This is a genomic window from Pseudomonas sp. SZ57, assembly GCF_009495975.1.
GTDB lineage: Bacteria > Pseudomonadota > Gammaproteobacteria > Pseudomonadales > Pseudomonadaceae > Aquipseudomonas > Aquipseudomonas syringae.
On record NZ_WIBD01000002.1, the window covers coordinates 386,153 to 397,634 of the forward strand.

Below are 11,482 nucleotides of genomic sequence, written 5' to 3' on the forward strand. Positions count from 1 at the left end.
ATCAAGGAAGGCTACACTACGATGAATCTCTTACGCGGCACTATGTTATCAACGCGCCTAATTTCTGCGTTTGTGGTATGCGCAGTTGTCACACTAGGTGTCGGCCTTGTCGGATACACGGGTATCACAGGCCTCAAAAACAGCGTAGATGGGATCGTCAGTAACAACCTCGTATCTGTGTACAACACGAGTAATGCACGCTCAAATGCGATAGCGCATTATCGCGACTTGCACCGCGCACTGCTGTATAAATTTGCAAAGGCAGACCAAGCCAAATATGACGAGACGTTGAAGTCCTTAGCAGATAATCAAAAAGAAGTAGAACAACTTTTCAATGCATATCGGCAAACGCCTCTGGAAGACGATGAAAGAGCGGCGGGTGATCAGTTTGAAAAAGACTGGCCAGCGTACATTAACGCATCCTCTCGCGTGATCGAATTAGCGGCGAAAGGTGACCTTGAAAGCGCGAACAAGATGTTCGCACAAGAGGTGGATCCTGCCTACAAGAAAACAAACGATGAGTTAAAAATAATAGTAGCGTCTAACAAGCGCCAGAGTGATGACGTCGCTATAGAAGCCGCGAAGACTTCGAGCGTCGCATACGGGTCATTGGGCATAGGCGTAGTGATCGCGTTTGTTGCTGCAATTATTCTGGGCTTATTGGTCACACGCTCGATCACTCGACCGCTTTTGGGGGCTCTACGGACCGCAAAACAAGTGGCCGACGGCGACCTTTCTCAACAAATTGATGTCACCGGGAATGACGAGATCAGCACACTGCAATCAGCACTGAGCACGATGCAAGTTAACCTAAGAAATACTATTAAAGAAATTGCCAATGCGGCTGATCAACTGGCCTCTGCGTCAGAAGAGTTGAATGCAGTTACGGAGGAGAGTTCCAAAGCACTGATACGCCAGAACGATGAGATCCAGCAAGCCGCTACGGCGGTGAACGAGATGACAGCAGCGGTTGAGGAGGTAGCGCGCAATGCCTCAGGCGCGTCTGAGTCCTCTGAAGAAACTAGCCGCAGTGCTATTGAAGGACGTGATCAAGTAAAGAATGCCGTTGGATCGGTTAATACTATGGCAGAGCAGATTTCTCAATCGACTGAAAAGGTCACGGTACTCGCCACGAGAGTCAATGAGATCACAGGCGTTCTCGCAGTTATTCAGTCCATAGCCCAGCAAACCAACCTGTTGGCCTTGAATGCCGCAATTGAGGCAGCCAGGGCTGGCGAGCAGGGTCGCGGCTTTGCGGTAGTCGCCGATGAAGTGCGCGCCCTTGCGCACCGAACGCAGGCGTCGACCGCAGACATTGAGGCTATGATGGCCCAAATTCGTGCGGGTGCGGATGAAGCAGTGATCTCTATGAATAACAGTAGGAGCCTTGCAGGAGAAACCCGTGATCAAGCGATTCAGGCAGGTCACGCGCTAGACAGAATCACCGAAGGTGTCTCAATGATTAATGAGAAAAATCTCGTGATCGCAAGTGCCGCCGAAGAGCAAGCTCACGTAGCTCGAGAGGTGGACCGAAACCTGATTAATATTCAAGATATCTCCACTCAGACTGCAACTGGCGCGCACCAAACCAATGCCTCGAGTGCAGAGCTTTCTCGACTTGCCGCCTCATTTGGAGTATTGGTCAATAAGTTCAAGACCTGAATAAAGTTGATCAGAACGCGTGTGTATATAGTAGGCATCTGACAATAGCGCATTCAGATGCCTATGTGCTTGCGCAAAGATCTTCCGCCTCGCTTGAGGCGCGAAGACGGCACGCCGCTAGACTGGTGTGAAATCACATCGCCCCCATACAGCATTGTCATCCCATGCGAATACATCCAGGACATGAACGGGAGCGAATACCGATCAGCGACTACACCAAAGCCCCTCCATCCTTTTTTTGCGGATCACCCGTTCGGAGTCGATCAGTTCGTTAAGCATGCGGACGGTGTCGATATCGGCACGTCCATGTCGCGATCGGTCGCATCCTTGGAGAGGACTTTTCTCAACCACAAGAAGTCACCCAGCAGGATTGTGCCTGTACCGCCCGGTCAGCCAAGTAGCTTTGCCTGGGCCAAGGTCGCTCGGATCCCTCTTTACCCCTGAAATAAAAAAGACCCGCCAGTAGGGCGAGCCTTGTCAGAAAAAAATGGCTCAGTTAAACCCGGCCAAATTTTTTCGTCTTGGGATCGAGATAATCTTGACCGGATCGAGTTATCTGGATAACCCAATCTCTAGAAACTAAAAGAAGGCCTGAATCAACACAGCGGTTTGCCAGATAGAAAAACTCAGCTTCCTCTAGGGGTCTCGTAATATTTCCACTGGATGATCTCCACTTTTCAAGAAGATCATCAAGATGAATCCCGCTAGAAGCAGCGTAACTCGGGAGCAGGTCCAATAAATGCTTAATCCTAAGTGAATCGGGTTTCATGTGAATCTCCCTTCCAAACCTCGGAAAGGATTTATTAACACATACCAGAGCAATATCAAAGCGCCATCACACATAAAAGACTCTAAGCCGACTGTTGCACAGGGAAAACAGGTACGAATAAGGCCCTCGCTGAACTTGGCAACCAGACGTTCCGAGGGATCTGAGTAAATCGCAGTCATGGAAAAGCCAAGCCGTGAGACTGGGCTTGGGCGATCGATACATCAATTGCGCGGGCCATAGACCTCATCCCGAATTGTGGTGCTTTCCATGACCTCGCCAAAATCTGTCTGTCCATGCAGACATCGAGAATCACTCACCATCAACATCGACCACGCTGAATATTGACCGCCCCCCCTCCCAGAGACCTGCATACCCTTAGGGCAATCATGAGCGTGACTAATGATTTATTGAAATCAATTCGTTTTTGTTCATGTAGGCAACCGACCTAAAATCCCTACAGCTCTTCACCCTCAGCAGAATAACGGCTGCTGATCGAAGACACAGACATCAGTCAACGCTAAAAGGGGCAAGACGCCTATCCGGGCGTTGCCTCGTAAGGAAGGATGCCAAGCCTAGATGAAAAAAGAATTCACATTTTCTATCAAGTGTACTTGTTTTGATGAGAATTACTCACCCTCAGACACTACCCGAGTCACGACTAATTTTGCGAACCTGGCCAGGGGAAAAAGTCGCCGAGAGAATTTACGTAATACCTTGAAGATGATCGACAATCGCTTCAATGCCCTGGCGCACTGGGACAACCCTAAAGGCGATCGTTATACGCTGGCGCTGAACATTGTCTCTGCGGAAATGAATATCGATGCTGAAGGTGATCACTCTGCCATTCCGTTAATTGAGGTTTTGAAGACAACGATCATTGACCGAAAAACCAATACGCATATTAACGGAATGGTAGGAAATAACTTCTCTTCCTACGTACGAGACTATGATTTCAGCGTGAGATTACCAGAGCACAAAGAAAACCAGTCCGGGCTCAGCACGCCAGAAGATTTCGGAGATCTGCACGGAAAACTCTACAAAAGCTTTGTCAATTCAACCAGCTACAAAGCGCATTTTGACAAACCGCCTGTTATCTGCCTGAGTGTATCGAGCGCCAGAACCTATCACCGGACCGAGAATCAGCATCCTGTTTTAGGGTATGAATACCAGCAGGACGAATACTCGTTGACGGATGAGTATTTCATGAAAATGGGCTTAAAGGTCCGCTATTTCATGCCCCCGAACAGCGTTGCGCCTCTGGCGTTTTATTTCTCGGACGATTTGCTGGGTGACTACACCAATCTGGAGCTTATTAGCACCATCAGCACGATGGACACCTTCCAGAAAATTTATCGCCCTGAGATCTATAACGCAAATTCAACGGCAGGAAAAATCTATCAACCTAGCTTGAAAAATAACGATTACTCGTTGACCCGCATTGTGTACGACCGCGAGGAGCGAAGTCAGCTGGCTATAAAGCAAGGGAAATTTGTTGAAGAGCACTTTATCAAACCCTATCAGCCCCTTCTGGATCAGTGGTCCGCAAGCTGCATTCTTTGATCATTTAAAAACCAAGGTTGATTTTTCATGAAAAAACTTTTGCCCACCTCCACTGCTGGCAGCTTGCCTAAACCTTCCTGGCTTGCACAACCTGAGACACTCTGGTCACCGTGGAAATTGCAAGGGGAAGAACTGGTTGAAGGTAAGCAGGATGCGTTACGTTTGTCGCTGCAAGAACAACAACTGGCCAATATTGATATCGTCAGCGACGGTGAACAAACGCGCCAGCATTTTGTAACTACATTTATTGAGCATCTCGATGGCGTCGATTTTGAACAGCGCGAGACCGTTAGAATTCGAGACCGCTATGATGCGAGCGTGCCAACGGTGGTGGGTGCTGTCGCTCGCCGAAAACCAGTTTTTGTTGAAGACGCAAGATTTCTACGCCAGCAAACCAGGCAGCCTATCAAGTGGGCCTTGCCCGGACCAATGACGATGATTGACACCCTCTACGATGCTCACTATAAAAATCGTGAAAAACTGGCTTGGGAATTTGCCAAAATCCTCAACCAGGAGGCCAAAGAGCTAGAGGCTGCCGGGGTTGATATTATTCAGTTTGATGAGCCTGCATTCAATGTGTTTTTTGATGAAGTGAATGACTGGGGCGTCGCCACCCTGGAAAGGGCAGTTGAAGGGCTTACATGTGAAACGGCCGTGCATATTTGCTATGGCTACGGCATCAAGGCGAATACCGACTGGAAAAAAACGCTGGGCTCCGAATGGCGACAGTACGAAGAGGCCTTTCCCAGGCTGCAAAACTCCAGTATCGACATCATCTCGTTGGAATGTCACAACTCGCACGTCCCTATGGATCTGCTTGAACTCATTCGAGGCAAGAAAGTGATGGTAGGAGCCATTGATGTGGCAAGCCATGCCATTGAAACGCCTGAGCAAGTCGCCAACACGCTAAGGAAAGCGCTTAAATTCGTCGACGCCGACAAACTCTATCCCTGCACCAACTGCGGAATGGCCCCTCTCCCTCGTCATGTCGCCAGCGGCAAGCTGCGCGCGTTAAGTGCAGGGGCAGACATCGTCCGCAAAGAACTCTTGAGCCAGTGATCGGCTACGTACGCAAGTCAGTAGGCGATACTCAGGCCTGGCTTGCACAAAAAAGCCCGGCGCTGAAGCCGGGCTTTCTGATCATCTATTCCTTATGCAGAACACGCATGGCCAACGCTTCGCTGGTCGCTTGCACCCTGTCCTTCTCGTCTACACCTTCCCAATAGAACGGATTCTGGAAGCTTCGAGACGCGTAGCGTTCACTACTTAACGGGCGGCTTGTCAAAATCGACATCAAGCGTCTGATAAAATGCCATCGGTGATTCAGCAACGATCCAGAGAAGAAGGATGACGTGGTGACCTTGTTTGCCCTCTGGCAGTACTGCAGAGATCTCTGTTTTCGGAGCAAGTTCTTCACGGTGCTCGCTATACGGGTCAAGAAGAGAGATCTCTTCGTAAAAAGGTTTCTCTTGAAAGTGGGCACGCGTCAATCGAGTGCTCTCATCCCAGCCATCTTTAGTAATGAACCAGCGATAACCACGCGTCACATGCGGTGCCTCATACCGCCAAGTCACCATAAAAGTGCTGACACCTTTCACACCTTGGCGAGGCCAGCCTTCAGCGTTGCCCTCGGCTACCAGTCTGTCTGCGACCTCTCTATCGGTATAATTCAAGCACTCACGCTCGTCGGTCCAACCTCCGCTCACTATAAGGCCATCCTTTGGAGGCTCCGCACTGGGAACATCAGATTTAAAACCAGCGAATTCACCTCCAATGGTATCCGGAAAGTTTTTGCCGCTTTCTATCCCATGCAGGTGCCACTCCAGTACCCAGCTCTGATCCATTGCATAAGAGCCCCTCGTTGCAGGGTCTGTAATCCGCCCGTGTTTAACTCCCGTGGTGGTAGCATCACTCATGTCCCTATCCTCAATTATTAAATCAGGCATACCTTGCCTGTTACCCAATTGAAGACCTGCTTTCCTGAACGGAATAGCTAGCAGTTCAGCGAGTAGATTTTTCCATAAAACCCTGAAACAAGGGTGCGGGAAGCTAGCCAAGCCAGCCCGCTCTCCACTCCATACTCGGCATTAGCTTTTCAGAGCATCACGTTAATGCGAAAGACGTTCTGCTCAGGGTCCAGCAGCACGGCCTGATACCAGTTGTAATAGGTCAGATACGGTTCCTTGACCAGTATTGCGCCCTGCGTCACTGCCAGCGGCACCAGTCGGTCCACCTCGGCCTGGTCGGACACGTCGATGTTGAGCAAGAACCTGCACCCCGTGCTGCCTGCAAACGCTTCCAGGCCAAGCAGCTCGTACGCATCCAGTGCGTTGAAACCAATGCAGGACTTGCCGGTGTCCAGTCCGCGAAAGATCGGTGACCTGATGGCCTCGATTTCGCGAAAGCCGAACAGGTTCGAGTAGAACGTGCTCAGGCGGACGATGTCCTGCGCGAACACGTTGACGTAAGACAATGAGTTCATATCAGGCCACCTTGCTGCCGCCAAAAGTGGTCTGCTTGACGAACTTGGACAGCAAATGATCGCCTGATGTAACCGGCGCATGCCGAGGTGTGGCGCCAGGTTGCAGGCAGCCTGGCAGGCATTGAATCAACGTGTCGTAGTTGGGTTGGTGGAAAAACACCAGAGACTGTCGACGATTGTCCTGCTCGCTGGTCATGGGCGGGTTGACCACTCGATGCAGCGTGGAAATCCACTGGTCGTTGGTCCACTGCATCATCAGATCGCCAATGTTGACCACAAAACCATTCTCGACATACGGCACATCGACCCACTCGCCTTGACGATTACGTACTTGCAAGCCGCCCAGCGCGTTATCAGGGCGCACTATCGTCAGACTGCCGTAGTCGGTATGCGCACTGGCGCGTAACTGGCCAGCCTCGACTTCGGTCTTGATGTCCGGATAACTCAGGCTGCGGAACATGCTGATATGCCGGTCGATCTTGTCATCGAAAAAACACTCATCCAGTTCCAATGCCAGGGCAAACAGGCGCATCAACGATTGAGCCAACTCGCTCATGGCATCGAAATAGGCCTGATAAGCCTCCTTGAATCCGGGCAGCAGGTTTTGCGCAGGCCAGACATTCGGTGCGAAGTGCGAGCCGGCCTGGGCATTGTGATAATAATCTTCATCCGGCACATCGCTCGGCCCGATGGAGAAAGACTCCTTGAGATCCCCCGGCGCACTTTCCTCCAGAGAATAGGAAAGGCTCTCCTCGGCCACCGCACTGTACCCCCGCACCATCTCCGGGCTGGGCCGATCTACCTTGCGCTTTTCCGTCAGCGGCAAATCAAAGAATTGGCGGGTCAAACGCGAGACCCTGTCGATAAGCTCTCCGGGAATCTGGTGCTCGGTGATGACCAGAAACCCGATGTCCCTGCACGCCTGATTGACTGCCTTGGCTACAGCGGCCTTGCCGTCCGGGTCTTCTGAAAAATAAGGGGCCAGGTTGATAATGGGCACATAGTGCAGAGTCATACGGCTGTTTCCTCTCGCTGACACGCTGCTGAAAAGGCTCACCTACAAGGGTGAAGATCAGCGAGGCAAGAGCAGAAAGCATGCCACTGGAAGAATTCATCGTTCATACAAGCAGTTAGCTGTTTCGACGGTTAAAGCCGGATCAAATGGTCTGAAACAGAACGCATGGTTTGAATGCACAGGTATGAAAAAACGGGCCAGAATTGCGCACATTCGACCCGCTGTTTTCAGGCGCTTGCAATACGCCCGATGACGTCGGCGGTCGTCGTTACTTCGCCGAACTCATAGGCAATCGTCGTCAGAGATATTCGCTGTACCTCTTCGGCTGAAACAGCGCCGAACCCGACGTCCGGGTAGTCCATCGCAGCATTCGCGTCGCTCAGGGCGATGACTTTGTATTCTCGGTGCACCCCGTCCCTGATCGTGGTTTCACAACACACATTGGTGACCGTACCGCAGACGATGATCGTATCGACATCCCGCGCACGCAGCACGGTGTCCAGGTCCGTGTTATGAAAGCCGCTGTAAAACAGCTTGTCGACAATCACGTCACCGGGCCGAGGCGCGAGCGCTTCGATAACCTCAACGTCCGGATCATGCCGTGCCAGTATCTGGTCCACATTCGGATAAAGATCACGCATGCGCCCGGTATCAGAACCATCGCCGCGCACGATATGGCGAAGATAAATCACCGTCACCTGCGCAGCCCGCGCGGTTTGCAGCAGCTTCTGGATAGGCTGGATGATGTCCGCAGTACTTTTTACGTACAACGCCCCGGTGGGCTCACAAAATACTTTTTGCATGTCTACAACGATGACCGCCGTTCTGCGCGGATCGATCGGCCAGCGGACAAGGGGTTTGCTCATGGGACTTACCTCGATTGAGCCTGACAGGCTGGATAGCCTTGCCAAGCAATAATCGTGCTGCCGGAGCTATGGCGATCACCAACGCTTCGAGAAGTAGAACATGATGGAGCCCACGCAAAGACATGCCACGGCCTTGAATACCGGATAGCCAGCGCCACCGCACAGCAGATAGGAGTAACCGTTTGTTATCAGCAGAAAAACCGAAACAGCCAATAGAGCGAGTGAAATAAAACGCTGGAATCGAAACCGCTGCTTATCGCTGCCAATATACATAGCTACCTTCCTCTCCATCGATCTAGCGTAGAAAGTACTGCTTTCTCGCTCAGGATAACGAGGTTTCGAAAAACCTCACTTTCATCGCGCCCGAAAAAAACCCGCAGACGTTAATCTGCGGGGCTTTGAATGGTGGGAGCACAGGTGGGAATCGGATCTGCAGAAATGCGTCAATCGCGCAAAAAGCATCAAACGAAAGCTCAGGAATCCTTGAAGTTCTTCAACTCCATTTTGGCATTGGCTATCAGGTCAGGCGTCATTGGCCTTCCCTGCCGGTCCAGAAGTATCGGGGTGCATGCGCATCGACAGCGCACGCGGTTATCACCTTCCGCCCACCAATCGAGCATCTGCTGCCCCGTGAATAACTCGCCATGTCGTTCGATATGATGCTCCCGACTGGTAGATGTCAACGCGGACAGATGCATGAATTTTACCAGCATCCCGAGACGCTCTGAATCGGCGATGTCGTTCTGCAACTTGCGAATCCGCATTTCATGAAGTTCGGAATCAGAAATTCTACCGACCAAGGCTGAGCCCTCGTTAAAACACACATGAAATTAATAGACCACTCAAGCAACTCGCGCCACTTTCCAATCGTGTATGAGCCAGTTCTTTTCCTGGCTGAGCGCGGTGCCTATGAATGATTTCAGTGTCCCGGAGTTGTCCTGATCAGATGGAAAAATACAAATCTGCGCCCAATAAAAAACCCCGCAGACGTTAATCTGCGGGGCTTTGAATAGTGGAGGCCGAGGTCGGAATCGAACCGGCGTAGGCGGATTTGCAATCCGCTGCATAACCATTTTGCTACTCGGCCTCAAACGAAAGATGCTTCACTTGAACATCAAACGTGTTTTGATTTCGCGGGAAACCTGTATTTCTTTGGCTTCCAACCCATTGAATCTAAAGGGTTTTTTTCAATTCCTCGCTCAGGAATGGACGCAATTCTGTACTGGTTCGCATGCCATGTCAAGAACGAGGAGAAAATAATTCGCCCACGCTGTATCGCTGCAATCGCTACTGCGCCTGATGTTCCAGGGGCGTATAGGGTTTGAAGAACCCGCTGCCCATCCATTGTGGTGTTTTTTCTGTGGTCAGCGGCTGGGCGCGCTGGTAGCTGTTTGCGTTTTTCGCGTAGCCCTTGTGGTCGTACTCGGCCATGAACGGGTACGGGAAGACCTTGCGAGTACGTCCGCGATTGCCCACGTTTTCCTTGACCATGGACGCCGGCAGTGACTGTGCCAGCGGTCTCTGCCTGTTGCCGGCCTTGTCGGGGCCTGCCTGTCGGACAACGATGGCGTCCGGGGCCCGGCTTTTTTCGACCCAGGCCATGATCGGTGTCAGCAGATCGACCAGGCTTGGCCCTTCCCCGCCGCCACAGTGATAAACGCCGGGCAGCATGTACAGCCTCGAAAATGCCTCGGTGCGGCTCTTGCCCATCTGTGCTTCAAGCGCCTCGTGATACGCCAGGGTGTTGAGCGGTGAGACGTTCGGGTCGGCCCAGCCGTGCCAGAGGATCAGCTTGCCGCCGCGGCTGGCGAATGGCGAGAGATCGGGATTGGTGGCGTCGTACAGCGCATGCAGCGGGCGCAGCTGGTCAAAGGTTTTCGTGTTGAAGTCCAGCGTATTCAAATCGAAACTTGCAGGCGGGTTCTTCTCGAACACGACATTGCGAATGGCCTCCAGCGCGGCCTTTTCACTGTATACCGTCTGATCGGCGCTAACCGGCACGAACACGCCAGCCCAGGCCAATTCCGAGCCCGGCTGCGGGCCGCCCAGGGTCAATCGCTCACCACTGGCAGCGTCCTTCGGGCCTTCGTAAAAGCGTCTGACCGTGGCCACCTCCTCTGCGCTCAGGCACGTGGCGGGGTCGGCCGACGCCTTGCATTGCAGCGCGGCGGGATCGAAGTGGCAGATACGCGGATCCGCTATCAGGCCGTCGATCTGTCCGTCCAGCACATCGCATTGGTCAAGTACGGCCTTGTGCAGCAACGGCAGTCGTGAGGCGAGCAGGATAGGCTTGCCGTCTGCGCCGCGGTTGGAGCGCGCCATCCAGCCGTGATACAGGGTTTTCTGCACTTGAAAGTTGAGCGCCGGGGCTCCGGCAATGATGCCGTCGAAATCGTCCGGGTAACGCTGTGCTTCGATCAACGCCTCGCGACCGCCGTCCGAGCAGCCACTGAAGTAGGCGTATTCTGCTTTGCGACCATAGAACGCGGCGATCAGTTTCTTCGAGGCCAGCGCAGTGAGGTGCACACCACGATGGGCGAAATCGGCGCGCTTTTGCGGGTCATCGCCAAAATGCTCGTCTGCCGCCTGATGGCCCATGTCGGTGGAGGCCACCGCGAATGCGCCAGTACTCAGGGATGTGCAGCCATCAGCGGCGCGCACCGTCGAGTTGACGTTGCCACATAATCCGCCGCAGCCGACTTGCAGATAGCGCTGCTCCCAGGTACCGGTTGGCAGCTCGAGCTTGAAGTTGATCTCCGGAGCCAACCGGGCCTCCACGGCACACACCGCAACACCATCACGGGTCGACTCACTGGCCGCCAGCACACGACTATCCTGCCCGCCGATGTCACTGAGTTCCACGCTGCTCAGTGCAGCACAGCTGCTGACCGGTTTGACCACTGCAAGCCGGGCTGTATTGTCGGCGGTTGCAGAGGATGCCATACGGGCCTGAGCCGGCGTCTGAATGCTGAGTGAAGTGACCAGCAGCAACAAGGCGTGGGCGTACTTCAGCTGGGAGGGTTTCATGAGAACTCCTGTTCATGAAGGATCAAAACCACAGTTCGAACCTGCAAATGGCCGCACTGTGGGCAAGGGTAAAACGTTTAAGCCCGGCGATTATTCAAAGG

The 11,482-nt window shown here is 52.7% G+C and carries 10 protein-coding genes, 1 tRNA gene and 2 pseudogenes; 4 read left to right on the forward strand and 9 right to left on the reverse strand.

All coding sequences use genetic code 11. The annotated features are described in order from the left end of the window. Positions 1-42: 42 nt before the first annotated feature. A pseudogene (locus tag GE543_RS27710) lies at positions 43-804 on the forward strand (MCP four helix bundle domain-containing protein); the annotation flags it as partial. Further along, positions 799-1,662, forward strand: coding sequence for a methyl-accepting chemotaxis protein (locus tag GE543_RS27715; RefSeq protein WP_371927081.1), 864 nt, complete (start codon positions 799-801; stop codon positions 1,660-1,662). The pseudogene GE543_RS27710 and the gene GE543_RS27715, both read left to right, overlap by 6 nt. 234 nt (positions 1,663-1,896) lie before the next feature. Here the strand turns inward: GE543_RS27715 and GE543_RS01820 are convergent. Continuing rightward, a pseudogene (locus GE543_RS01820) lies at positions 1,897-2,109 on the reverse strand (hypothetical protein); the annotation flags it as partial. Positions 2,110-3,007: 898 nt separating this feature from the next. Here GE543_RS01820 and GE543_RS01825 point away from each other — a divergent pair. Further along, entirely contained in the window at positions 3,008-3,991 is a 984-nt protein-coding gene (locus GE543_RS01825) for a DUF1852 domain-containing protein (protein WP_153220404.1), read from the forward strand. A 27-nt stretch (positions 3,992-4,018) separates the two neighbouring features. Next, positions 4,019-5,050 carry a methionine synthase gene (locus GE543_RS01830; protein ID WP_016568266.1) on the forward strand — a complete coding sequence of 344 codons (1,032 nt, stop codon included), beginning with the start codon at positions 4,019-4,021 and terminating at the stop codon, positions 5,048-5,050. Positions 5,051-5,253: 203 nt separating this feature from the next. On the opposite strand, the gene GE543_RS01835 is transcribed toward GE543_RS01830, so the two are convergent. The 8 genes from GE543_RS01835 to GE543_RS01870 form a co-directional block, all read right to left on the reverse strand. After that, positions 5,254-5,907, reverse strand: coding sequence for a lytic polysaccharide monooxygenase auxiliary activity family 9 protein (locus GE543_RS01835; RefSeq protein WP_057406984.1), 654 nt, complete (start codon positions 5,905-5,907; stop codon positions 5,254-5,256). Between the two features lie 179 nt (positions 5,908-6,086). Further along, positions 6,087-6,473, reverse strand: coding sequence for a glyoxalase (locus GE543_RS01840; protein WP_153220406.1), 387 nt, complete (start codon positions 6,471-6,473; stop codon positions 6,087-6,089). Between the two features lies 1 nt (position 6,474). Beyond that, positions 6,475-7,488: an isopenicillin N synthase family oxygenase gene (locus GE543_RS01845; RefSeq protein ID WP_153220408.1), complete on the reverse strand. Its 1,014-nt coding sequence runs from the start codon at positions 7,486-7,488 to the stop codon at positions 6,475-6,477. A gap of 227 nt (positions 7,489-7,715) precedes the next feature. Continuing rightward, positions 7,716-8,354, reverse strand: coding sequence for an isochorismatase family cysteine hydrolase (locus GE543_RS01850; RefSeq protein WP_153220410.1), 639 nt, complete (start codon positions 8,352-8,354; stop codon positions 7,716-7,718). A 75-nt stretch (positions 8,355-8,429) separates the two neighbouring features. Beyond that, positions 8,430-8,627, reverse strand: coding sequence for a hypothetical protein (locus tag GE543_RS01855; RefSeq protein ID WP_003426413.1), 198 nt, complete (start codon positions 8,625-8,627; stop codon positions 8,430-8,432). A gap of 200 nt (positions 8,628-8,827) precedes the next feature. Further along, positions 8,828-9,118 carry a hypothetical protein gene (locus GE543_RS01860; RefSeq protein WP_153220747.1) on the reverse strand — a complete coding sequence of 97 codons (291 nt, stop codon included), beginning with the start codon at positions 9,116-9,118 and terminating at the stop codon, positions 8,828-8,830. Between the two features lie 249 nt (positions 9,119-9,367). Then, positions 9,368-9,441, reverse strand: a tRNA-Cys gene (locus tag GE543_RS01865). A 200-nt stretch (positions 9,442-9,641) separates the two neighbouring features. Further along, complete coding sequence (locus GE543_RS01870) at positions 9,642-11,381, reverse strand: tannase/feruloyl esterase family alpha/beta hydrolase (RefSeq protein WP_153220412.1); 1,740 nt, start codon at positions 11,379-11,381, stop codon at positions 9,642-9,644. Positions 11,382-11,482: the final 101 nt, after the last annotated feature.

Bases quoted from the DNA above. Each gene is read 5' to 3' on its own strand.
- GE543_RS27715 (WP_371927081.1), top strand. From the start codon at position 799: ATGCAAGTTAACCTAAGAAATACTATTAAAGAAATTGCCAATGCGGCT.
- GE543_RS01825 (WP_153220404.1), top strand. From the start codon at position 3,008: ATGAAAAAAGAATTCACATTTTCTATCAAGTGTACTTGTTTTGATGAG.
- GE543_RS01830 (WP_016568266.1), top strand. From the start codon at position 4,019: ATGAAAAAACTTTTGCCCACCTCCACTGCTGGCAGCTTGCCTAAACCT.
- GE543_RS01835 (WP_057406984.1), bottom strand. From the start codon at position 5,907: ATGAGTGATGCTACCACCACGGGAGTTAAACACGGGCGGATTACAGAC.
- GE543_RS01840 (WP_153220406.1), bottom strand. From the start codon at position 6,473: ATGAACTCATTGTCTTACGTCAACGTGTTCGCGCAGGACATCGTCCGC.
- GE543_RS01845 (WP_153220408.1), bottom strand. From the start codon at position 7,488: ATGACTCTGCACTATGTGCCCATTATCAACCTGGCCCCTTATTTTTCA.
- GE543_RS01850 (WP_153220410.1), bottom strand. From the start codon at position 8,354: ATGAGCAAACCCCTTGTCCGCTGGCCGATCGATCCGCGCAGAACGGCG.
- GE543_RS01855 (WP_003426413.1), bottom strand. From the start codon at position 8,627: ATGTATATTGGCAGCGATAAGCAGCGGTTTCGATTCCAGCGTTTTATT.
- GE543_RS01860 (WP_153220747.1), bottom strand. From the start codon at position 9,118: ATGCGGATTCGCAAGTTGCAGAACGACATCGCCGATTCAGAGCGTCTC.
- GE543_RS01870 (WP_153220412.1), bottom strand. From the start codon at position 11,381: ATGAAACCCTCCCAGCTGAAGTACGCCCACGCCTTGTTGCTGCTGGTC.